The following is a 22743-nucleotide window of genomic DNA, read 5'->3' as shown; positions in this document are numbered from 1 at the left end:
GTCACCCTGTGCCGGGGTGTCAGTCCCAGTTGGGCGAACCCCAGTAGTCGGCGAGGCTGGTCGCGATCACCTGGGATCCCTCACGGGTGTCCACGATCAGTCCCACCTGGTTGAGGCCGGAGACGGCGGTGGTGCGGACGGCGAGACGGAACTTGTACGTCACGGTCTTGCCGGGAGCGAGGGCCTTGGTGGCCGGCGAGATGCCGGTGGCCACCGCCCTGCCGCCCTTGTTGACCAGAGTCAGGTTCTTCCAGCTGCCGTGCCCCTGGGAGTCGGTCTTCCACTGCTGCAACTGGAAGTCCTTGGCCGAGGCGGCCTTGGTCTTGCTGCTGCCGGCGATCTGCAGGTCCTGACCGACGGCGCCGAGGTTGCGCTTGGTCGTGTTCTTGGTGGTCAGGGTGAAGGGGTGCAGTACTCCGCGCTTGGTGCTGGAGTTCGCCACGCCGGTCAGCTTCGTGGTGACGGTGCGCACGAGGGTGGTGGCGGAGGCGTGGTTGATGGCACGGCCGCCCACGAAGTGACTGGCGCCCACGGTGCTCTTGACCGCGGCGCCGGGCGTCACGGACCAGAAGTCCCGGGGTGCGGGACGGAAGCGCAGGGAGACGCTGGCCGCCTTGGTGGAGGTGACCGTGGCGATCGAGGTGTTCCCGTACGAGTCCTCGGGGAGCGTCGACCACTTCTTGGTCTTGGAGTCGTAGCGCTGGAACACCACTTCCCGCAGTCCCTTGGAGTCGGAGAGGTCCAGGTAGGCCTTGCCGCTGGTGTGGGCGCCGATGTCCATGCGCAGGGAGGTCCACACGCCCGGCGCGGACTCCGCGCCCGCGGTCAGGCGCAGGGTCTGCTTGGGTACGGCCGCGGCGTGGGCGGCGGCCGGCACCGCGAAGGTGGCACCCGCGGTGGCGACCGCGAGCAGGGTGGCGCGAAGGCGCATGTTCTTCTCCAGGGTGAGATGTCGGTTCATCCGGCGTGGGAGTCGGCCGGAAGCGTGGCGAGAGCGACGGCAGCGGCCGGTGCGGCCAGGGCGGCCCGGAACCTCACGTACGCTCCGCGCGATCGAGTGAAGAAAATGTGAACAGGATGTGTGTATCAGCATCCTCGATGAAGATCAACAGTGGAAACTCCAGGTGGGCGGCGTGCTGGAGGCTCGTCGACGGGCTCGTCGGACCCTCGGTCGTGACCGCACGTCAGGTGCCGCGCGTTGGGCGTCAGGGTGGAAAGTGGCAGGTAAGGGTGGTCACCTGGCGTGCGGGCCCCGGATCTGAACCTGGTCGGGCCGATCGAGGGATCGTGAAGAGCGTTCACATTTCCTTCGCAATCGAGCCCCGGTGTCGCACCCACCGAGGTCCTGCCGTGTCACCTGCTCGACCGGTTCCGGCAGGTGCGCGAGCGTGAGCGCGCATGACAGTGCGGTCGGCCCGGCCGTGAGGATTTCTCCGGATACCCTGCCTTGTTCTGAACAGGCCAGGGAGGTCCCACCATGAGCAGCGCCACGTCGTCCTTTCCCGAGCGGATAGAGCTCTCGGGGGAGGGCCTCGTCCTTCGTGACTGGACGGAGGCGGACCTGACGGCGATGCCGGAGCTGTTCGACCACCCCGACATCGCGTACTGGACGCCGATCGTCTCCCCCTTCGACGAAGCCGCCGCCCGCGCACGCCTCGTCCGGGACCGGCAACTGCGCGAGGAGGGCGCGGCCGTGCTGCTCGCGATCACGGTCGACGGCGGAGCGCCGCTCGGCGAGGTGATGCTGCGCCGCGCCCCCGAGGGCATGGAGATCGGCTACGCGGTCGGCCCGGCGCACCGCGGCCAGGGGCTGGCGGTGCGGGCGGTACGGGTGATGGCCGCGTACGCCTTCGAGCGGCTGGCCGCGCGGCAGGTGATCCTGGAGCTGGAGGCAGAGAACACCGCCAGCGTCGCCGTGGCCACCAAGGCGGGCTTCGCCCTGCTCGACGTGCCGCTGATCACGGGTGAGGAGAAGGGGCGGCCCTACGCCCTACAGACGTGGGGCCTGAACCGCCCGTGAAGTGGGAACCCCTGACGGAAGGGGTTCGAGCGTCGTCGGCGTACGAGTACGGGTCCGAAGACGAGGAAGACACCTCGCGACTCCAAGTCGTCGAGCCGCAGTCATCGGGGCGCCGGGAAATGCGGCGTTCTCAGCGAACAGGCGGCGTCGGCGGAGGCGGTGGAACGGCTGTCCGGGCATGCGGTCGAAGAGGTTCCGCCGGGCGGCAGCGTGCCGGTCCCGTGTTCGTCGCGACGGCGGCGGTGCGGGCGGCCTGCAGCTGGAACAGGAGGGCGAGCAGCTGCTCGCCGAGCGCGTCCTCGACGAGGGCGGCCGTGATGTCGAGACGGCGAGGGTTCGGCCCGGTGAACGGGGCTGTCCAGGACGGGGCCGACGCCGTGATCACTTCGGTCACGGCAAAGTCATGAAGTCGGGCCGGGCCCTGTGGCACCGCCCCGTCCCGGGCCGCCCGGCCGTGTACGCGGGCCGGTCGGTCGTCGAGGGCGTCGCCTCCTCCGCACGGCTGGAGGAGGCGACACCCGCTCGGAAGTTGCTGCAATTGATGGACGGCACCCCACCGTTCCCGGAGCTGTGAGCGGTCGTTGCGGCACAGCCCTCAGGCAGCCGACGCGAACGCCGAGACCACGTCGTGAGCACCTGGAACCGGTGCTGTGGCCCTGGCGCCGGCCCCGGTCCCCGGTGCCGCGGAGATCCTCAACCGGATGCCGCGGGTTCGACTCCGACCGCCCTTGCCGTCGTGGCACAACGCCGTGAGCCCCTCCTGATGCAGGAAGGGCTCACGTCGGGTGACCTCCGGGTCTCTCCGCGGAGAGACCCGATGTGATGGAACGTGTCTCAAACCGGTTCGGGTTGTGGTTCTGATCGGGGGTTCGGCAGCCGTGCCGGTGCGGCCGTCGGATCCCACAGCCTGGTGGTCCGTACAAAAACGTGGATCACTGAGGCCAGCGCCAGCATGACAAGGGGGCCGAACACCCATGGATGTTCGGCCATCTCCATCGGCAGATAGCGATAGGACAGCAGGAGCGCGGTGAAGACCGCCGCGCCGTGGGCGACCAATTGGATTCCCGACCGGTCCCAGCCACGTTCCTGCGAGCGCAGACCTGCCTCGATGGTGAGCGTGAACACGACACCAGCAACGATATCCGCGCCGTAGTGGTAGCCGAATCCCAGCGTTGCGCCGAGCGTGGCGATCAGCCAGAAGGAGCCTGCGAATTGCAGCATGCGCGGACCCTTGCGGGAATGAATGAAGATCGCGGTGGCCCACGCGGTGTGCAGGCTGGGCATGCAGTTGCGTGGAGTGATCTCGTCGAACGAGATGGGGACCGGGGTGTGGACCGGCGGGGGAGTGTTCGGCCAGAGGTCGGCCGCCGCCCACTGCCCGCCGTCGGCACCGTAGGCGAAAATCGGTCCGACCACCGGGAAGATCATGTAGATGCCCGGCCCGAGGAGGCCGATGACGAGGAAGGTGCGCACCAGATGGTGGCGCGGGAAGCGGCGCTCGACCGCCACGTCACGCAGTTGATACAGCGTGACGATCACCGCGAACACCGCGAGCTGTATGTAGACGTAGTCGAGAACGTGGGCGCCGACCGGGCCGGTCGCTCTGACCATCCGGCCCACCAGCCAGGACGGGTTGCCCAGCGCGTGATCGGCGGTCGCCACGTACGGGTCGAGCACTTTCGGGCGGGTCTTCGACGTGATGAGCAGCCAGGTGTCGCCGGTCTTCCGGCCTGCCACCAGCAGCAGGGCGAGCCCGACCCCCTTCAGCAGCAGAATGCGCTCCTGGCCACTGCGACGCGTGACGGCGATGACCGCACAGCCCAATATGACCCACAACGCGCCGTTGCCGAAGGCCGGTTTGGAGTCGGTCGCCCACCGCACCAGCAAGAACGCGACGTCGACACCGATCGCGGTGCCGGCCGCGATGAACCGTTGCCGCCGGGGGAGCACCACCGTCATCAGCGCCATGCTGGCGTAGAGAAGCGGCCCCGATTTGGGGGTGAATATCACCTCTTTCGCCTGGTTGGTGATCGGTCCCGGCAAGCCGTAGTGCCGCGCCGCGATCTCCAGCGTGATGAGGAATCCGAGAGCCGTCGCCCCCACCGCGGTCCACAGTGCCGTCCGTGGCCGGCGCCGCGCGGTGAATGGTGTTCTGCTGTTTATTCGCGAAAGCGCCCGCGATGCTATAGGTATCAATTTTTTGGCCGATTTGTTGGTTTCTGGTTAATGGGTCACTCTTCGTGCCGGACAGCATGGATTTCCGGTGAACGACAGGAGGCCTGACGGCATCGCGGTGAGGCCGATCATGTTAGCGGAGCGCTGCAAGTGAATTTCACTGGTCACGGATGGTGGCAGTTCCGCCGATCCGGCGTTGGTCGATCGACGCCGCGGTAACGGCCGAGAACTCCCGGCGGTCGGACATCGAGGGCACCCCGAGGTGTCAGGTGACTCCGATGACTCCGGCCCCGGTGCCTGGCCGGGCGGCCGACCCCGGGCGAGCCGAACGACGACGCGGCAGCTCGGCGTGCGCGGTCGACAGGACCCGCACGCTGAAGGTATGGCCACTGATCAGCCTGTCGTCGTCTCCCCGCCTGCCGCAGACGGTGGCGGTGGGGTCCAGAGCTTGTGCGCCGAGCGCCGTCTGTAGCGGAGCGGGCCCGATGTCGGCGGACTCGGTGGGCTCTTTCGGTGTGACCACCGATCAGGCGACGGCTTTGGTGCCCATGGCATCAGGCACTCGCCGGGGAGGCGGTCAGTCGAAAGCGTCTGTCATGCAGTCCACCCGGCAGTCGGCGGCCTCGTAGCGCCGGCGGAGGGCGGCGGCTGCTTCTTCGCGCTCCACGAAGAGGTGCCCGTAGCGCTGACACGCCACCCTGGTCACGTCCTTGACCGTGACGATGGCCGGTTCGCCGTGTGCGGCTCGGCGGCGCGCTTCGGCGATCGCCATGTCCGCGGAACGCAGCAGGTTTCTGGATCGCTCCCGGGTCGCGGCCGCCTGGGCCCGTTTCACCGAGAGGGGGCGCAGGACACGTCCCCGCCAGACGAAGCCGGCGGCGACAAGTGCGAGACCGAGTGCTATGGACAGGAGTCCGCCGGGATCGTGACGCATCTGTCCAGTCTTCACCATCCGCGTGGTGATCGTCGTGCCCGCGCCGATGGTCACCGCGCTCATCGCCTGGCGGTGGGCTGGGCGAAGACCGTGCGGATCGTCGCCGCGATCATCTCGGCCGATCCCTTCAAGATCGTGGCGAAGACATCGCGGACGAAGCGGACCCGGCAGCGCTGCCGGGCCGCGCCGGGCACGGCCTTGCGGATCGCGGTGACCGGGCTGCTGCGGCTGTCGGGGATGGCCGTGTATACGCCCGCTCGTGATGCACGTGCCCGCCGGTACGAACCGTGGCGGCTTCAGCGGCTGGTGAACGATGTCGCGGAGGCCGAGCGGTTGGGGGTCGGCGCTGTGCAGATCGAGCGGTACAGGGTCTACCGGATCGATGCCCGGCCCGCTGCCGGCTCCTACGCCTTCACCCAGAACACCGCTGGAATCCCAGGAGCTGATGAAGCCGAGGACTCCTTCGGCACCACCGTGGCCGTCGGCGACATCGACAAGGACGGCAAACCGGAACTCTTCATCAGTGCCGCAGAAGAGAACAACGCCACCGGTGCCGTCTGGGTGCTCCCGAGCGGCACCGGCGGTCCCACCGCCAAGGGCAGTAGCATCATCACCGCCCCGTCCGTCGGCTTCCCGCAGAAGGACAGCACCCTCCTCGGCGGCAACGGACTGCTCGGATCCATCTGACCGAGAGGCGACCGCGCCGCAAGACCCTGGCCTGCACACCGCGTTCCAGCACGGGCCGCGGGCGGCGGCTTGGCGGGGGAGGACGGTAGCCGGTGAGGGAGACGAGGTGCTCGCGGACCCCGCCGAACTCGGGCAGCGCGCCCCCATTCCTTTTCCAGGGCGGGGAAGAACTGTTCGGCCCGGGGGACCGGCGGGTGGTCTGCCAGGTGCAGCCGGGGCTGTCGGCCAGGGCCCGGTGGTGGTCGGGGCTGATGGAGATCTTGGGACCATCCTCGCGGGCGCGGGGAGCAGCGGTCGCTGCTCCGCCGGGTGCCGTGCCCAAGGGTGTGGGCCAGTCCGGGACGATCTAGGAGATTTCGGTGAGCGCAAGCGGAGCTCAGACAGCGGCCTTCTTCCGTGATGTCGCTCGTACTCGTGCCGTCTGGTGGGTTCGAAACGACGAAGGCTGCCCGGTCCCTGTCGCTGCTTCAGGGCACGAGGCCTTCCCCTATTGGTCGACGGAGGCCCGTGCCCGACGCGCCGCGGAGCTGTGGGGTCCTGATTTTCGAGCTGTTTCAATGCCGCTGGATCAATGGCGAAACGCGGCCCTGCCGGACCTGGCCGATGAAGACCTCCGAGTAGGAATCAACTGGAGCGGACCGCGCCTGACCGGATGGGACTTCACTGTCGGTGAAGTGGTCAATCGTCTCAACCACGCTCTTGGCGAGCCACCGTACGGCCGGTAGACGCCGAGGGGCCGGTCCGGTGCGCGGGGACGTCCTTGATGAAGGGCACGTCATCGGCCCACACCACGGTGGTGTCCGGGATGTGCACGATCAGATCGCCGGCGGTGTGGGCGAGCTCGGCCTCGATCAAGAGGCCGCGGTCACCGCTAAGGCCTGTCCGGCGGATCATGCCGCGATCGGGACGGTGAAGCAGACCATCGCACTACGATCACGGGATGTTCGAGTACCACGGTTGGATCACGGTCAGGGAGACCGCAGTCGGTGACGACGATGAGGCTGGTCTGCGGCAGATCGTCGATGAGCTTCGGCTTCACATCGCCCAGATGGACAGCCCGTACTTGCTCGACCTCAGGTGGATGAACGGCGAGCCGTTCATCCACCTCGGCGGCCACTCCAATCACCGCTCGTCGCCTGACGTCGTCGAACTGTTCGAGCATGTGGCTGTGGTTGCCCCTGGTTCCTACGGGCTCCTCCACGTTCGCGATGACGAAGAACCAGACCACGAAAACGAGGTACGCGTGCTCAGGCTCGTTCGCGGCGTGGTCACACGGCACACGGAGGCGCTGCTGTCTCCGTGCATCCCGACAGTGGAAGATCCCTGCATCGACTGAAGCGTCCCCGGCGAATCACGTTTGGAGCCAGAGTCGGATTGCGGCGAGGGCGACGGTGCCGTGGAAGACGTAGGCCCGCTTGTCGTAGCGGATCGCGACGGCGTGAAAGCCCTTCAGGCGGTTGATCGCCCGCTCGACTTCGTCGCGGCGCTTGTACCGCCCCTTGTCGAACCCGGTGGGCCGGCCGCCGCGGCTGCCACGGCGCCGACGGTTGGCCCTCTGGTCCTTCGGTTCGGGAATGGTGTGCTTGACATGGAGTCTGCGCAGGTGGCGGCGATTCCTGCGGGAGGAGTACACCTTGTCCGCACTCAGGTGTCCCGGCCGTGCGCGGGCGCCCCTCGCCCTTGCGGGCCACTCGGATGCGTTCGAGTAGGGCGATCATCTGCTGAGGGTGCCGGTGACCAGGAACCGTTTCCGTCTTCGGCCCGGTCCGAGGTGGTGGGAGCAGTGGCTCCACCGAGTCCACTGCTCATCGGTCAGGTCCGACGGATACCCCCGTACCGGCCACGACGGGCTCAACGATCACTTCCACCACGGGACATGGCAGATCTCGAACGCGGTCTCGGACGGGGCTGATGGACTTCACGATGAGATTGGCGAACTCGCGGGATATCGCAACCCAAATGGCGCCCTCCGCAGCTCCGTGCGCCGACATGCGCGCCCTGTTGTCGCTGTGCTCCAAGTGATTGGCTGCTTGCAGTACGGACCGAGCGCTGGTTGGGGGCTGCTGATTGGACCGGTGCAGTCAGTGTCGCTGCGTCGACGGTCGTGACTGTTTGCTCGGTGGCGGTACCGCCTCTGTCGCGGCAAAAGCCGAGCCAGGCTCGGCCACAGCGTGTCCGATCGTATGTGCCCCAAGTCGGGTCATGGAAGTTCGGCTTGCCAGCCCTGACCGCCTTCACAGCAGCCCGGCCGTTCCCCGAGCACATCTCCGGTCACCGATATTCCGGTACGTACGTCCTACCCACCGTCGATGACTTCCTCAGGACTGTTATGCACTCATCACGTAACCGACGCTGGGCCTCAGCCGTGCTTGTCGTCATAGCCTCAGTGGCATCGCTTCTGTCGCCGTCGCCGGCCTTCGCGTGGGGTTGGGACTCCGGGGTGCCCTCCACCTCCGCGGCGGAGAACAGCACCCTTGTCTCGCTCGCCCGTCGTCCTGATCAGATGAACGTGTTCTGGATCCGTTCCGACGGTGCCGTCATCACTGCCGCATGGAGTGACGGGAGACGGATCTGGGATCCGCAGACCGTGGCCCCACCGGGGTCGGCTCAAACCGGCGCCCTGGCGGGCGGGCTTGCCGCGGTGTCCCGAAACCCGGATCACCTGGATGTCTTCTGGGTGCGGCCCGACGGAGGGATCGGCAGTTCCTGGTGGGACGCCGCCACGAGAAGGTGGGCCACGCCCTTCTCCATCGCGCCCGCGAGACATGCCCTCTACGGCACCTTGGCTGCCGTGGCCCGCAATCCGGACCAACTCGACGTGTTCTGGATCGGCCCGGACCGGGCGATCGGGACCACTGCATGGAACCCGTCCCATGGGTGGCTCCGCCCATGGCCGATCACGCAGCCCGGAGCTGCCCACTATCCGGGCGGAGCGCTCTCGGTGGTGTCGAGGACCCAGGATCAGCTTGACCTGTTCTGGGTGCGACCCGACGGAGGGGTGTCGACGGCGTGGTGGAACGCTCGTGCCAACTGGCCGTCCCGTTCCATCGCCCCGGCCGGCCATGTACTGATCGGGACGCGGGAGGCCCCCAAGCGCTCCGCTCTTACCGCCGTGGCCCGCCGTCCGGACCAACTGGACGTCTTCTGGATCGGCCCGGACGGCGGCATCGGCACCACGGCCTGGAACCCTCGTCTCGACTGGCCCCAGCCCTGGCCGATCGCATGGCCCGGTGCCGCCGCGCCCGGCGGCCTGGCCGCGACGAGTCGTTCGCCCGGACAGATCGACCTCGTCTGGATCACGAAGAACAACCGGGTGCAACACCTCGGGTTCGATGAGCGCCTCCCCGGCGGATGGGACGGACTCGCCGTCGCCCCTGCCGAGCACGCCCTCCCCGGTCCCATCGCTCTCGTCGGCCGCGGTCCCCGCCACATGGACGCTTTCTGGGTCCGCCCGGACCGTGTCATCGGCACCAACTGGTGGAACACCGAACGCGTCCGCGTCCACATCAAGCTCGTCAACCTGCCGGGTGCCGACATGGCCCCCGTCACCCGAGCCCTTGCCGACGCCCGCACGGTCTTCGGGCGCGCCGAGGTCGACATCGATCTCGTCTCCGTCGAGCGGATCGATGTTCCGGGCATGGACGTGGTCGACACCACCCCCTGCCTGGCCGCACCCAACGACCGTCTGGTGTCGGCCGAGCAGAACGTCCTGTTCGGCAACCGCAACAACGTCGCAGACGGGGAAGTCGTGCTGTACGTCGCCCCGAAGATCGAGAACAAGAACGACGCAGCCGCCGTCGGCTGCGCTTCGCACCCTGTGGGTAGGCCGGGCGCCGTGATGGCGTACGACGCCACTCGTTGGACGATGGCGCACGAGCTCGGCCACGTCCTGGACCTGGAGCACGTCAAATGCGACATCCCGCCGTGCAACCAGTTCTTCGGCCGTCTCATGTGGCCGAGCGCCGGACAGATCAACAAGGATGTACCGGATATCACGGCTGAGGAAAAGTCCATCATGTACGCCAGTTCCCTCACCCGGTAACTGCCGCCCATCGGCAGCGATCAGGAGTGATGCGGGGCACGTGGGCGGCCCGCAGGTCGGCAGGCTGCCCACGCCGAGCTCGGGAGGCCGGTCGCGGCTGCGGTGCAAGAGCGTCGCTCTCGAGACCGAGGCGGACCGTGCGCGCCCCGCCCGAGGTGACCACCTGGTGCCGTCGGGCCGTCGCCAAGCGCCTCGCCCCCATCCCCGGTCCGGTCGCCGTCGGCATCGATTGGTTCCGCCCCAGGAGAGTTCAGTACTGACGGAAAGGGACGGCAGGACCCCGGCTGTGTGATTGCCGGGGTCCTCGCCACCTGGGTGCCACAAAGTGCAGTCCACTGGGACTCCCGGCTGGCCGGTACGGTCCAGGGACGCCCCTTGAGCGCCTCGGCTCGGGGCCAAGAGCTGTCCAAGTACTTGCCTAGCTCTTGAAGTGGGGAAGCCGACGTGCCGCTCTTGCGGCGATCGGGGTCCTGCCGGACTCGATTGCGCAGCCAGCCCGTCAGGCGGTACCGGTTACGTTGGGCTTCTGTGCCGCGCCCCGCCCCCTGGCTGCGTCCGGGCAGTGGTGCCACTCATCCCCATGTGAAGATCGCTTCACAGTTTCTTCGCAGTCTGTTTAAGATCGGCCTGCTCTTTTCAAGATCCCGCCGCGGGAGACGGCGGGATCGACTCATCTGGGGACTCATGCACATGCGAACGCGTACCGTCGGCGGCGTACTCTCGGGCGCTCTGGCCGTTGCCGCTCTCACCGCCCCGGCGGCCGGAGCGGTCGACTCCACCGGCGTCAAGGACATTGTGGTCAACGGCGGCAAGCCGGTGGTGATCGGCGTCAGTGGCACGGTGTCCGTGCCGGTCACGATGAAGGTCACCGGCTCGCACCGTACCTACCGGGCCGACGCGCAGCTTTATCACGGTGGATGGACCGACTCCGATGCCTGGGTGAACTCCAACAAGGCTTGTGGTGAGCACGCCGGCGGCGGGTACACCTGCAAGCTGACGTTTGCCTTCACCGCACGCAAGACCGTCAAGAAGAACTCCCAGGCCGGGCCGTGGAGCGTTTACGCCCACGCGAGTGGTAACGCCGATGCGGAGAAGGTCCTGGACAACGCCTTCCGCGTGGTTCGTGCCGCCAAGCTCACTGCCAACGCCTCGCCGGAGCCGGTGAAGAAGGGCAAGGCCATCACCGTCACCGGGGCTCTGACCCGCGCCAACTGGGAGACCGGCAAGTACGCGGGCTTCACCAACCAGGCGGTGAAGCTACAGTTCCGCAAGAAGGGCTCCAGCACCTACACCACCGTCAAGACGGTGAAGTCCAGCAGCACCGGCGCGCTGAAGACCTCCGCGACGGCCTCCGCCGACGGCTACTGGCGCTGGTCCTTCGCCGGCACCTCCACCACCAGCACTGCCACGGCCGCCGGCGACTACGTCGACGTGCAGTAACGCCCTGCGGAGCGGGGCGAGGGACGCCGCGGCGTCAGGGCTCCCAGGACCCGGCGCCGCGACCGGTGCCCCCGAGCAACGGCCTGCGCGCTCCTCCGGTGCCGGGGATCAGCGTTCTTGGGGGCGGTGGTCTGCGAGGAGCAGGACCAGTGGTCCGGCAGACAGGAGGAGTCGTCCCCTCGCCCACGGCGTGGAGCGCGTCCTCCATCGGCCACCACATCGGTTGGAAGGCCTGCTTTGTCGCGCTCGGTTCCTGGGCTCCCAGGGTTCAGACCGCGGGCTTCGAAGAGGTGGACACGTGCAGGGGACTTCAGTGTGATCGTGCGCGAGCCCGGCGGTGTCCATGACCGACCGGGACGGCGTCCGAGCACTCCTGCCGCAGGCAACCGGCCGCTTCAGGCGGCCGGTTCAGGTCCGGGCCGACTGCGGCTGCACCGGCCACCTCACCGATTGGACCGGCCGGCACCTCTACATCGTCCGCCGGGGTGAGGACGTCCGCGGCTTCCAGCCACTGTGCCGCCGCCGGGCGCCGAGCAGCTCGTCCGCACCCCGGCCCCCGACGGAATCTCAGAATCGACGAGCCGTCCAGTCATGCAGAAAGGCGAAGTGGGGACCGCGGAAACGGCTGAGAGCCGGGACGCGGAGCGACACTTGATCAAGTTCGACGAAGGGGGACTTGACCTTCACGGGGACGACGACACGCTTCCATTCCCATCGCGGGATGCGCATGGACGAACCAAGCTGTTCCATGAGGTCCGCGAGGAGCTCTTGCTGCTGCCGCAGCAGCCACAGGTCGCCCGACTCGTAGGCCGCCGACAGCCGACCGACGTACTTCCGGTAAGGCGCGGCCCGCTCGCGCAGCTCGAGAACTCGTTCAGCGACAGCCGTCGCGTGTTCCGTGCGCGCCTTGATGACTTCCCAGAAGCTGGGCATCGACAGGGCGGGTAAGCGGACCGGTCCTTCACGGAGCCGGTCGGAGAGAGCTGTGCGCACGTGATCGTCGAAGGACCGCAGGATCCCCTTGGCGATCTCCGCGTAGTAGGCCGGGCCCGACTGTCGGGTCCGCCCGCCGACGAGGTCGATGAGGTCGCGTTCGGACAGGGCCAGCAGGATGGGGTTCCTGAGCGAGTAAGGCGCGTAAGGCAGTCCTGTCTGTGCACCAAGGGCGAGGTAGAAGAAGGTACGAAACACCATCGGGTCGATGTGGCCGCGCTCGGGGGGATAGCCGCGCAGCCTGGTACGCAGGATTTCCTCGTGCAGGAAGCCGTAGATGTGCGACAGGTGCAGCGGTTCGCCCGTACGTCGGCTGCGGGATGCGTGGAAGGCGATGCTGTACAGACCGTGGCCGATCCCCTCGCCGCCGCTCATCGCTCGGGACAGTTGCCCCAACACCTGCCCGCGGTCTGCGCCCACGCCGACTCCCCTGATGAGTCCGGGGAAGAGTTCCGAGATCTCCTGCACCACGGGGGAGTGGTAGCGCTGTTCCCCGTCGACATAGACCGCTTCATGGAGGATCAGGGATTCGACCAGGTTGGACATTCCACGATCGATGAGATCCTCGGCCCAGTCCTTGGTCGCCCAGTGACACTCTCGCCTCGCCTCTTCCGACGCCATCGGGAGGCAGGTGAAGAGTGTCGTGTTGTCCATGAGAACCGAGTTCGGGCGGATTGCCCTCACGCCGTCGATGTGCATACGTCCCCCCGCGATGAACAAGGCTGGGCCTGCACCTCAAGTCTGTACAAGAGCGGTTCACCGTATGCGTCGCCGACTTCGTTGCCGTACACGGGAAACCCGGCGGCCGGGGCCACTTCGAGGTCGGACCGGTTGTGCGGGGTTCCCACGGCAGATGGTGCGGAGGGTTGTGGCCGGGGGATCCTGAGCCCGGGAGCACCGGATCCCCCGCGGGTCACTGTCCGGGTGCGCGCAGGTCGATCGGTTTCCGGTCGCGTACGCCGTCCAGGACCGTGTGGTCCACGGAGGGACGAGGCCGGGGTGTGACTGCCGCGAGGGTGATGATGCCGCGGTCGCTCAGCGCGGTCTGCCACTCGTTCGGACGGGGCCGGGTGCCGCGTGCGCCTGCCGCCTGTGCGAAGAGCCGGGCCGCTGCTGCCGCCTGGCGCTCGTTGAGGCAGCCGGCCACGGGCCGCAGCTCCTGGCCCGGTCTGACGTAGGGGTCCTGGGCGAGGACGCGTCCCACGGTGAGAGCCGTTTTGTATGCGTCCGTGTCGATGCTCGCCTCGGTGGACGGCGCGAGCGGGTCGTTCCAGTCGGGGGTGGCGGCTTGTGCCTGGACGGCGTTGCGTCCTACCTGGCGGAAGCCGTCACAGTCCAGGAAATGGACGGTGGGCTCGGGCGTGATCGACCACAGGATGTTGGCCTGCGAGATGTCCCCGATCACCAGTCCGGCGTCGTGGAACCAGCCGATCGCGTCGACGCATGCTCGTGCCAGAGCCCTGCGCTGCTCGGGAGTCGGCTGTGCCACTTCCTGCCAGGCGACTTTCGGCGGCCTGATCAGGTACTGCAGCTCCAGGAGCTTCTCCGCGCCCGTCGCGGTGCGCCACATCATGGGGGACGGGGCACGCCTCATGAGGAAGCCGACCGTCCGGCCGCTCTCGGTCACACGGCACAGCGGCCAGGCGGCGAGGGCGTCCAGACGGCTCCGGTCTGCCGGGACGAGCCCCTGCCGGAGCGCCACCAGATCCGCGAGCGCCTGGCTGTTGACCTTGGAGGGGTCTTTGTACTCCTTGTAGAGCAAGTCACCGGCACTGACGGAATACACATAGCCCTGGCCCCCGTCGCCGATCCGGTCTCCCGGCGTGAACGACGAGCGGGCGACGTCGGCGCCGTCCTCGGCGCTCATGCCCCCTCCTCCCACACGCAGATGACGGTCCGGTCGTCGTCGTAGGACTTGGCCCGGGTCTGGGCCTGCCACAGGAAGTCCGACAGCGAGGGCACCTCGGGTCCACCCCACGCGTCGGCCAGGTGACGAGCGAACTCCGGGTCCTTCTGTGTCAGAGGATTGGTGATGCCGTCGGTCCCCAGCAGAAGGACCTCACCCGGCACAGGGCGCAACAGGGTTGCCTTGACACTGCCGTAGGCGTGCGGGAGCGCCTCGGTCCGGGTGTCGAGCAGGCCTTCGCCGTTGTTCGGGTTTCCGTTCTCCCAGTGGCCCTCGCGCAGTACGAACAGTCCGCCGTCGCCGACACTGAACAGGACGCGGTCGCGGAGGCCGGGGTCCGTGGGGATCAGAAGGACGTGCAAGGTGGTGGCGTAGTCCGCATCCGCGTACGGGCGAGACTGATGCCGCGAGGAGGCTGCCCATTGGTTGCGCAGTTCGGCGGCCGTGAGGGCGACTGCCTTGCTGGCCAGGGCACGCAGTTCGCTCACGTCCTGGGATCCCAGCGCCGCGTAGATGTTTTCCGCCTCCCGGTCCAGGTGCATGGCTGCCACCTGGGAGATGCGGTCGGAGCCTATGTGCGAGTAGCGGGCGGAACCTACGCCGTCGGCCACCGCCAGCAGAAGCATCTCTGCTTCAGGGGGACCGATGCGGGTCACCACCATGGCGTCCTGGCGGCAGCCCCCCTCCCAGTTGTGGGAGTCACCGCGCACGGAGGCGGCCCGCACGGTCAGCCGTCCGAGCCGGGACCCGTCCAGCCGGACCACGGGGGCGAGGGCGGCGAACGGGTCGCCGTCCCGCAGGGAAGGGCGTCCCAGAGGATGGGGTGGATACGTGGGCGGACGAGTGCCGACATGCGCGGGCACCCCTCGTCGCAGCTCGATCGTGGGCTCGCAGGACGGCACGACGTCCTCGGCCGGCTGCGGCGTCAGCAGGACCGCCGGTGGGGTGGCCGCGGGGAAGCGAGCGGCTTCCCCGACTGCTGTCTCCTGGTGCGGAAAGTCTTCGAAGGGTGCGGCGGAGTCGCCCGGACCGGTGGGGAGCGGGCGTCCCGGCTCGCCGTACGAGCTGTGCACGTCATCGCCGTTCACGGGGCCGCTCACATCTTGTCCAGGGAGATGCCGGTGAAGCCGGGCACGTGGTCGGGGACCTCGAGCCGGAAGCCTTCCCCGCTCTGCGCGGACATGCTGGTCGCCGAGCTCACGATGGACCGGGTGAGGCTCGAGGCGAACTCGCGGAGCGCGACGGCAGGGGTGACGGACACGTCCTGCTGGATGAACGCCTTGAAGTTGGCGACCTCCGTGATGGTCGCGGCGTCGGCGTCGGAGATCCCGAATGCAACGATCTTCGGGGCGTAGCGGAACTCGTTGAGCTCCTGAAGCGCGGTGCGCCAGTCCTGGTCCGTGGGGACGCCGTCGGACAGGAAGAAGACCACGGGCCGGTACACGTCGTGGCCTTCGGCCTTCAGCGCCGCGATGTCCTTCTCGATGGTGCTTTTCAGCAGGCGGAAGGCGGCTCCGAAGGAGGTCACTCCGCCCGCGGACAGAGAAGGCAGCTGGGTGAGTTCGCTCAGGTCGGCGAGCGGCTGCAGCACTGAAGCCTGCGTGGAGAAGCCGATCAGGGCGAAGCGGGTCTTGTCCGCCACGCTCGGATTGGTGCTGATCTCCTGGTGCAGGTCGGGCAACGCCGCGTTGATGGCGTCCACGCCGGGTCCGGACATGGAACCGGACTCGTCGCACACCATGTAGAAGGGCAGGATCTGCATGGGCTCTCCTGGTTGTCGGGGACGGCGCAGCCGTCAGCGGGTGTAGAAGTAGATCTCCAGGTCAGCGGTACCGGAGGCGCCGCCGTTCCAGAAGTCCCGGGTCGTCGCGTCGGTGAACATGTGGGTCCGGGCCTTCCGCAAAGAGGCGTTGATTTCGCCTGCGTACTCCTGGCCGGCGCCGGGCTCGGGAGCCTGGCCGAAGGTCAGGACGAAAGCGGCGGTGCGGCCCTCGTAACGGGCGGTGGCGGCGCGGAGCTGCTTCACCATCCGCGTGGTGTCACCGACCGCCGCCGTGACGCGGATCTTGACCGGTTTGCGTTCCACCGACCGGGGGCCCGACGGCGTCGGGCTCGTTCGCGGCGACGGTTCGGCGCTGGGGGACGCGCTGGAGGGCGAGGGGCGGGCGGTGGCCTGTGCGGCCAGCGGATCACCCCGGTCCCCCATGGACACGAGGGCCAGCACGAGCAGCATGTCGGCGAAGAGCCACCCGGCGAGGTGCAACGGCGTGAACCGGAACCCTCTTTTCGGGCGGCTCACCGTGCCGACCCGATTGCGGCCCGCAGCTCCTTTGCCTGCCGCAGCTCGTCCTCCGCGCGCTTTTGAGCCGCTTCGGCCCCGGCCTGCGCCGCCTGTGCCTCAGCTCGAGCCGTCACTGCCTGGGCCTGCGCCGCCTGTGCCTCAACTCGAGCCGCCACTGCCTCGGCACGCACCGTCTCGGTTTCGCGGAGCATCAGCGTCAGGGCATCGGTGACATGGGTGAAGCGGTCGGCCGCCTCGTGCAGGGCACTGCTGCGTGCCTCGATGCCGCGCAGCGCCTCGCGGGAGACCTCCGCAGCTTCACCGGTGCGCTCGGCCACTGCTCCGAGGTCGCTCAGCAGCCGGCCGTTGACGTCTGCGACCACCTCGACGCCGGTCGTGAACCCGCGCTGGGAGGCGGCCAGAACGGTCAGGGAGTCCTCGACCTGCCGTGCCGCGTCCGACACGGCCCGGTGGACGGTGTCGCCGTTGTCGCCGACCGCGGTCTCCAGCCGGTCCGCGGCACGCGAGAGGATGTCGCGCATCTCGTCCCCGGCCGTCCGCAGCTTCTCCAATGCCTCATCGAGGACGTCCGTCTGCCCGCTGACAGCATCAGCGAGCCGTCGGCCCGCCTGGTCCAGCGGGTCGTCCAGATTCCGCACCGCGCTCTGAAGGGCCGTTCCGCTCTCCCGCACCGTCTCCTCGATCCGCAGCACCACTTGTTCGATCGGCCGCACATAGGCCTCTGCCTGGGCAAGACGCTGCTCGGCCTTCTCCGCGGCCTCACCGACCAACTGGGCAGCGCGGGTGAGCTCTTCCTGCGTGGTGATGGCCTTGGAGTGCATGCGCTGCAGCCGTCCGGCCGCCGCGTTGAGTTCCGCGGCGAAGCGCTGGGGGGAGGCGAAGCGGTGCTCGTTGAGCAGGAGCTGCGCATGGGTGAGGACCGGCACCAGACGGGCGAGGGCCCCACGGGCACGCTCGCCGGCGTGCTCGGCACGGCGCTCCGCGACGGAGCGCCGGTAGCCGTGCACCGCCGTGAGTATGAACAGCATGGTCAGGGTGATGCATCCGCTTACGGCGACGTGACCGAAGCGGAAGAGTTCACCGAGGTGTCCGTCGAACCCGGACTGCCACAGCTGCAGAAAAGGCCGACCTGCGGCTTTGGGATTGTCGCCGGTGAGGACCCCGTAGGCGCTCGAGGCCTGCCACAAGCCGAACCAGGTGAAGAGCAGCGGCAGGAAGACCAGGGCTCCCAGAACCCAGTCCAGTGCGGAGTCGAGACGTGTGCCACGGCTGTCGGGCACTGTCTCGGCGACGCTCTCGGGGCGCGCGAAGTGCCCCATCAGGTCGAGGTCGGCCCAGGCATCCAGGGCTGAGATGTCACTGGAATCGAGTGCCCCGGCCAGCGCGCGCAGTTCCTCGGCGCGCGGTGCAAGCGCAGGGTCCTGCGCCGCGTCCTCGAGATGGCGTGCCACCACCCCTCGGTTGAGTTGATTTCCCGCCAGCATTCCCACCCCTGCCCGGCAACGCCGGAACGTTTCTGTATATCGAGGTACGGCAAGGGGCCGAGCTGCGACCAGCACGTATGCCCTACCGCACAAGGTGAACGACGATGGATCTTCACATCCCTTTCACCGGTTGCGCAATGATAGGTCACGATCACATCGGAGAGTGACTGGCCGAAAAGCGGCCGTACGGGACGCTGAACCGGGAGAGATTCCGTGCCACAACTCCCGGCGCTGCGGATCTCGCGCCGACCGGGTGGCAGGTCTTCGAACCCCTCCTGCGCGCGGCGCATCCGCACACGCGACTGCCCCACTCCCCGGGCTCTCACCGTGAAGGGGCATGACCACGCCGCACCACGTCCTGGACATCACCCTGACCAGAGCCCTCACACCGGCCGAACTCCACCGGCACCACGCCGCCCCAACTCCTGGCAGCCGTCGGGCGCGTACCCGCCCACACCGTCGGAGCAGCGCCGTGCTGAAGCCCACCGACGAACAGCAAGCAGCCGCTGACGCCTTCCACGTCGGCCGGCACCTGGCCCTGCGGGTCGGGGCGGGCACCGGCAGGACCACCACACTCGCCGAACTCGCCCGCGCCACCGCCCTCGACTGCGAGGCTCGGGCGTTGCCGCGGCCACCGGGGAACGCGGCGTGCCGAAGGCCCGGGCCGGGAGATGTTCTCCGCGGCCCGGGCCTTCGCTCGTTTCACGCTCCGGTCGGGTCTCGACCGGGCGGTGTCATGCCGTGGTGCGGGCCTTGCGGGCGAGTCCGGTCGCGATGTCGAGGACGAGGAACGCGAGGAGGGTGACGCCGAGGACGGGCAGCGCCCAACCGAGGGCGGCGACGGCGGGGATGCCGAGGATCAGGACGGGCAGGGGCAGGGTGCGCCAGGTGCCGCGTGCCGGGGCCTTGCCGAGACGGGCCGTGCGGTCCTCGCGGACGGGACGGCGCTGCCACCACATCCGGTAGCCCCACAGGACGATGAGGACCAGGCCCAGGGCGATGACGGCGAGGAGGATCTGGTTGGCGATGCCGAAGAGCCGCCCCATGTGCCCCTGGACGCCGAGCTTGGTGAGCTTGGCCAGGGCCGGGTAGTCGGCCCAGCGGGTCTCGGCGGTGACCTCGCCCTTTGCGGCGTCGACGGCGACCTTGTCGTAGTGGACGGGCCAGCTGGGGTCGTCCTGGGCGACGGTCCAGGCGCTCGCGGGGTCGGCGGGCGGGGTCAGTACGACCTTGCCGCCCAGACCGTTGTGGCGGGCCACGGCGAGGACGGTGTCGAAGGCGGCGGGGTCGGCCGAGGCCGCGTCCTGGCCGGTGTGGTGTCCGGCGTGTCCCGCGTGCTCGCCGCCGCTGGCGGTCTTGGCGCCGGGAAGCGCGGTGTCGAGTTCGGGGGCGTGTCCCTTGACCGTGTCCAGGAGCTGTCCGAAACGGTCGCCGGCGTAGTGGGACCAGGTCAGGCCGGTCGCGCTGAGGAACAGCAGACCGAGGGCGATCCACACACCGGTGACGGCGTGCCGGCCGCGGGTGCGGCGGACACCCCGGGCGGACCGGTCGGGCAGCAGGACACCGCGCGCGGACCTGGCGCGCTGCCCACGGGCACGTCCCAGCCACAGGACGAGTCCGCCGGCGACGAGCACCCACAGCCAGCTGGCGGCGACCTCCGAGTACAGGCGTCCGGTCTCACCGAGGTGGAGGTTGCGGTGCAGGTCGTCCAGCCACGTGGTCAGCGGGGTCGAGCCCCACCAGGTGGTCAGTTCGCCCTTGACCTCGGCGGTGTAGGGGTCGACGAACACGGTGCGCTGTTTCTCGCCCAGTTCCGGCACGGACAGCACCACCTGCGTGGTGTCCCCCGGACCGGGCGGGGTGGTCACGGAGGCCAGGGTGCCCTCCGGATGGGCGGCGCGGGCCGCGGAGATCTGTTCCGCCAGCGGGCGTGGCTGCCGGCCGGACTGCTCCACGTGCAGCACGTCGCCGTAGACCAGGTCGTCCAGTTGCGGGGTGAAGGTGTAGGCCAGCCCGGTCAGGGCGGCCACGAGCAGGAAGGGAGCGACGAACACCCCGGCGTAGAAGTGCAGCCGCACCAGCAGCGCCCGCACGCCCTGCCACGAGCGGACCGGTCGCGCGCCGGCGGCCGCGGTGTCGGTGACCACGGTGTCAGGGGTCTCGTCGAGGACCGTGTCGGTGGCCTCGGACTCGTCCTGTGGTTTTTGTTCCTGAGTTGAAGACATGGATGCATCCCCAATGGGCACCCGGCGTCAGTGACGCGGGGCGCGAGTGAAGTCGGCAGGTCGATCCGCCGGGAAGCGGCGGCACGGCGTGCGCGGCGGACGGCCTCCCGGGAACGGCTCGACGAGATACGGCCGTTGTGGGAAGTGCCGTCTAAGAGGGCACGCCGGACTGCGTCCGTCACACCATCGGGCGCGACGGACGGTCAGCAGCAGACTGCGGGCATCGGGGGACCCCGGCGTGCGATGTCGTGCCGCAGGAGCACACCACGCACCGGCTGCACCGGAACGAAGAACCACACCGGACGTGCCGGGGGCGGCACTTGGCAGACGGCGCGGATCCGTTCGGCGCGGCGCAGCGGAGCGAAGACGAACACCGCCAGCGCACGGCCGGCACGGAAGACGGCGGCCTCGCCACGCCACAGCCACAGTCCGCACAGCACCGCGGCCAGGGAGTGTGCCGCGACCATGCCCGGCGACCAGTGACTCGTCATCGGACCGTCCATGGGCATGGAGCCCATCGCTGACGACGCGTCATGAGTCATCCAGGCCCCGGAGTCAGGCATGGCGGGAGGGCCGGCGGAGGCCTGGGCGAAGTCGAACCACCCGTGCAGAGCGAACTGCGCCGCCACCGTGGAACCGGTCACCGCCAGCACGCCGCGCTCGCGGCGCCCGGCGAGCCACCACGCCCCCGCGGTCGTGGCCGCGAACCCGTATCCCACAGCCCGGGCCGGTATCCCCTGGGACATCAGGGCATGGCCGAGACTCGTCACCGTCACGCACACGGCGGCGAACACCGCTGCGCGCGTTAGACGGAAAGCGAGTCCGGATGACATGGGCAGCCATCATGCCAGCCGTCCCGCGGCATCGCCGCAGCGCATCGAAGCGCGTCCGGCGCGCGGGCGGTCGGATGACCGGAAATGCCCGATAGGCATGGCGCCGCGTGGTCCGAACAATTCACGGCAATTGCCGTGAATCCAGGTGTCGTTCACGTCACATCAGCCGAGGTCGACTGCTGCACGCCGACCAGCGGCAGCGAAGGGGCAGTTGAGGAAACGTCGCCGCGCCCGGCTGGTGAGGACCCGGTCAGCGGGCGGGCCGACGCGCGTTGACCGGCTGCGGTGGACGGCTCCTGGGCATCGCGCCATGCCGAGTGCCGAGTGTGTAGGGATCGCGGCGGCGGGGAAGGCAATGGCCGACGGAGACATTTTCAGGCTCTGGGGGATGCACATGCCGGTACGACGCCGATGGCGTCACCGGTGTGCCGAGAACTGGTGACTGGCCAACTTTCGGACCTGAGCAGCGTGGCCCCCCGACAGCACGGGCACAGCCGGCGTTCGGTCAGCAACACCACTCGGCATGACCCGGGCGAGGTGATCGCTGCCTCGCCGTCGCGCCTCCGGAAGGCCGAACTCCCGTGCTGCCCGACCTCTCAGCGGTCCCGCCCTGGGCCGCCGTGTGCCTCATCGCGCTCACCACGGTCACGACCACTCTCGTCACCCTCGTACGCGCTGTCGTCCGCACTCTTCCCCAAACGGCACCAGCCCGGCTGGAGTGGTGGCGCGAGGTGCTCCGCTACCGCCTCACAGTCCGCGAGCTCAAGGACGCCCGCCGGACGAACCGCCGAAGCGCCCGCAACGCGCCTGTATCCAGCAGCGATACGGAATCCGTCCGCACGGGGGACGGCCCGCGCGAGAGCGCCGGCCCCTGAAGTCCGCCGGCTCCCCTCGCCCCGTGTCCGCATCAACACCCGGACGTGGGCCCGTCAAGGACGTCACTGTCACGCGGAACGCCAGGTCGTCGGAGGTGCCCCGCCCGCTTCCGGTGCACGCCCCGGGCGCGCTGTCCCGGGACATGGGTGACGGAGGCTTGCGGGGTGAGGGGATTTCCGTGGTGCCGTGGGGTTCATACAGCCGGGAGGGAGGAATCGGGCCGCCACGGTTCTGGCGCGGTGATGGACCAGCGTTCATGGTCTCGCCAGGCCCCGTTGACGTACAGGTAGGCGCGCGACAGCCCTTCGTACTGGAAGCCCATGCGCTGGGCCAGGGCCAGGGAGGATCTGTTCCCCGGTTGGATGTGGGCCTCCAGCCGGTGGAGTCGTAGGCCGGTGAAGGCATGGTGCAGGGTGAGGGTGAGTCCATCGGTCATGAAGCCCTGGCCCGCGGACGGGGCGAAGGCCGCATAGCCGAGGGACGCACCCTGGTGACGGCCCCGGACGATCGAGTTCAGGTTGACCATGCCTGTGGCCGCGCCGGTTTTCCGGTCACGGACCAGGAAGCCCACATTGGTGCCGCCGTCGAAGCGGCGCATCCAGATCCGGAACTCTTCCGGCGTCGTGGGCAGTTGCATCCAGGGCAGGTGCAGCCCGGTACTGGCCCGTACGAGCGAGCAGAACTCGTCCTGGTCGGAGAGGGTGAGGCGACGCAGACGGACCCGTGAGGGCGTCTCGGACGTGGACAGGTGACCGGGCTCGTGACGGGCTGCCGGGCCGGGCGAGACGTGGTGGGGCCGGGGCGCGGACGGCACGGGCGGACCTGC

20 protein-coding genes and 2 pseudogenes are annotated in these 22743 nt (G+C 68.8%); 7 read left to right on the top strand and 15 right to left on the bottom strand.

What is annotated here, in order from left to right; translation table 11 throughout:
• Positions 1 to 19: 19 nt before the first annotated feature.
• Positions 20 to 961, bottom strand: coding sequence for a hypothetical protein (locus CW362_RS00365; protein WP_103547197.1), 942 nt, complete (start codon positions 959 to 961; stop codon positions 20 to 22).
• Positions 962 to 1477: 516 nt separating this feature from the next.
• Here CW362_RS00365 and CW362_RS00360 point away from each other — a divergent pair.
• Together CW362_RS00360 and CW362_RS00355 are read left to right on the top strand one after the other, a co-directional pair.
• Positions 1478 to 2020: a GNAT family N-acetyltransferase gene (locus CW362_RS00360; RefSeq protein WP_103547196.1), complete on the top strand. Its 543-nt coding sequence runs from the start codon at positions 1478 to 1480 to the stop codon at positions 2018 to 2020.
• A 178-nt stretch (positions 2021 to 2198) separates the two neighbouring features.
• Positions 2199 to 2594, top strand: coding sequence for a hypothetical protein (locus CW362_RS00355; protein ID WP_103547195.1), 396 nt, complete (start codon positions 2199 to 2201; stop codon positions 2592 to 2594).
• Positions 2595 to 2854: 260 nt separating this feature from the next.
• Here CW362_RS00355 and CW362_RS00350 read toward each other — a convergent pair whose 3' ends face one another.
• The 3 genes and pseudogenes from CW362_RS00350 to CW362_RS00340 all read right to left on the bottom strand — a co-directional run.
• On the bottom strand, positions 2855 to 4183 hold the full coding sequence (locus CW362_RS00350; RefSeq protein ID WP_103547360.1) for a phosphatase PAP2 family protein: 1329 nt from the start codon (positions 4181 to 4183) through the stop codon (positions 2855 to 2857).
• Between the two features lie 589 nt (positions 4184 to 4772).
• Positions 4773 to 5129, bottom strand: a complete 357-nt coding sequence (locus CW362_RS00345) for a hypothetical protein (protein WP_103547359.1) — start codon at positions 5127 to 5129, stop codon at positions 4773 to 4775.
• 68 nt (positions 5130 to 5197) lie between these two features.
• Positions 5198 to 5383 (bottom strand): annotated as a pseudogene (locus tag CW362_RS00340) (transposase); the annotation flags it as partial.
• On the opposite strand from CW362_RS00340, the gene CW362_RS45425 reads away from it, so the two are divergent.
• Complete coding sequence (locus tag CW362_RS45425) at positions 5367 to 5816, top strand: FG-GAP repeat protein (RefSeq protein WP_103547358.1); 450 nt, start codon at positions 5367 to 5369, stop codon at positions 5814 to 5816. The pseudogene CW362_RS00340 and the gene CW362_RS45425 sit on opposite strands and share 17 nt — an antisense overlap.
• 359 nt (positions 5817 to 6175) lie before the next feature.
• Positions 6176 to 6541: a DUF2750 domain-containing protein gene (locus CW362_RS00330; protein ID WP_103547194.1), complete on the top strand. Its 366-nt coding sequence runs from the start codon at positions 6176 to 6178 to the stop codon at positions 6539 to 6541.
• Here the strand turns inward: CW362_RS00330 and CW362_RS00325 are convergent.
• Positions 6504 to 6671, bottom strand: coding sequence for a hypothetical protein (locus CW362_RS00325; protein WP_162683903.1), 168 nt, complete (start codon positions 6669 to 6671; stop codon positions 6504 to 6506). The genes CW362_RS00330 and CW362_RS00325 overlap by 38 nt on opposite strands.
• A gap of 85 nt (positions 6672 to 6756) precedes the next feature.
• Between CW362_RS00325 and CW362_RS00320 the strand changes: the two genes are divergently transcribed.
• Positions 6757 to 7152 (top strand): Imm7 family immunity protein, encoded by a 396-nt coding sequence (locus tag CW362_RS00320; RefSeq protein ID WP_103547192.1) that lies wholly within the window; start codon positions 6757 to 6759, stop codon positions 7150 to 7152.
• A gap of 15 nt (positions 7153 to 7167) precedes the next feature.
• Here CW362_RS00320 and CW362_RS00315 read toward each other — a convergent pair.
• Positions 7168 to 7522: pseudogene (locus CW362_RS00315) on the bottom strand (transposase); the annotation flags it as partial.
• Between the two features lie 935 nt (positions 7523 to 8457).
• On the opposite strand from CW362_RS00315, the gene CW362_RS00310 reads away from it, so the two are divergent.
• Together CW362_RS00310 and CW362_RS00305 are read left to right on the top strand one after the other, a co-directional pair.
• Positions 8458 to 9858, top strand: a complete 1401-nt coding sequence (locus CW362_RS00310; protein ID WP_162683910.1) for a PLL family lectin — start codon at positions 8458 to 8460, stop codon at positions 9856 to 9858.
• A 690-nt stretch (positions 9859 to 10548) separates the two neighbouring features.
• Positions 10549 to 11298 (top strand): calcium-binding protein, encoded by a 750-nt coding sequence (locus CW362_RS00305; RefSeq protein ID WP_103547357.1) that lies wholly within the window; start codon positions 10549 to 10551, stop codon positions 11296 to 11298.
• A 567-nt stretch (positions 11299 to 11865) separates the two neighbouring features.
• Here CW362_RS00305 and CW362_RS00300 read toward each other — a convergent pair.
• From CW362_RS00300 to CW362_RS00250, 9 genes are all read right to left on the bottom strand, one after another.
• Positions 11866 to 12990 carry a hypothetical protein gene (locus CW362_RS00300; RefSeq protein WP_103547190.1) on the bottom strand — a complete coding sequence of 375 codons (1125 nt, stop codon included), beginning with the start codon at positions 12988 to 12990 and terminating at the stop codon, positions 11866 to 11868.
• 214 nt (positions 12991 to 13204) lie between these two features.
• Positions 13205 to 14158: a hypothetical protein gene (locus tag CW362_RS00295; RefSeq protein WP_103547189.1), complete on the bottom strand. Its 954-nt coding sequence runs from the start codon at positions 14156 to 14158 to the stop codon at positions 13205 to 13207.
• The gene (locus tag CW362_RS00290) at positions 14155 to 15285 is read right to left on the bottom strand and encodes a protein phosphatase 2C domain-containing protein (RefSeq protein WP_240657580.1); all 1131 of its coding nucleotides are present in this window, start codon (positions 15283 to 15285) and stop codon (positions 14155 to 14157) included. The genes CW362_RS00295 and CW362_RS00290 overlap by 4 nt, the downstream gene beginning before the upstream one ends.
• Before the next feature lie 8 nt (positions 15286 to 15293).
• Positions 15294 to 15959, bottom strand: a complete 666-nt coding sequence (locus tag CW362_RS00285) for a vWA domain-containing protein (RefSeq protein WP_103547187.1) — start codon at positions 15957 to 15959, stop codon at positions 15294 to 15296.
• A gap of 33 nt (positions 15960 to 15992) precedes the next feature.
• Positions 15993 to 16496 carry a hypothetical protein gene (locus tag CW362_RS00280; protein ID WP_103547186.1) on the bottom strand — a complete coding sequence of 168 codons (504 nt, stop codon included), beginning with the start codon at positions 16494 to 16496 and terminating at the stop codon, positions 15993 to 15995.
• Complete coding sequence (locus tag CW362_RS00275; RefSeq protein ID WP_240657579.1) at positions 16493 to 17950, bottom strand: hypothetical protein; 1458 nt, start codon at positions 17948 to 17950, stop codon at positions 16493 to 16495. The genes CW362_RS00280 and CW362_RS00275 overlap by 4 nt, the downstream gene beginning before the upstream one ends.
• Before the next feature lie 767 nt (positions 17951 to 18717).
• Entirely contained in the window at positions 18718 to 20208 is a 1491-nt protein-coding gene (locus tag CW362_RS00265; RefSeq protein WP_103547183.1) for a PepSY-associated TM helix domain-containing protein, read from the bottom strand.
• Between the two features lie 203 nt (positions 20209 to 20411).
• Positions 20412 to 20954 carry a hypothetical protein gene (locus CW362_RS00260; protein WP_162683909.1) on the bottom strand — a complete coding sequence of 181 codons (543 nt, stop codon included), beginning with the start codon at positions 20952 to 20954 and terminating at the stop codon, positions 20412 to 20414.
• 1156 nt (positions 20955 to 22110) lie between these two features.
• Positions 22111 to 22731, bottom strand: coding sequence for a GNAT family N-acetyltransferase (locus CW362_RS00250; protein WP_338069038.1), 621 nt, complete (start codon positions 22729 to 22731; stop codon positions 22111 to 22113).
• Positions 22732 to 22743: the final 12 nt, after the last annotated feature.

The sequence above is a fragment of the Streptomyces populi genome, from assembly GCF_002911015.1.
Classification (GTDB): domain Bacteria; phylum Actinomycetota; class Actinomycetes; order Streptomycetales; family Streptomycetaceae; genus Streptomyces; species Streptomyces populi.
The sequence above is the reverse complement of the archived record's forward strand: the minus strand, read 5'-3'. Positions and strand labels throughout refer to the sequence as shown.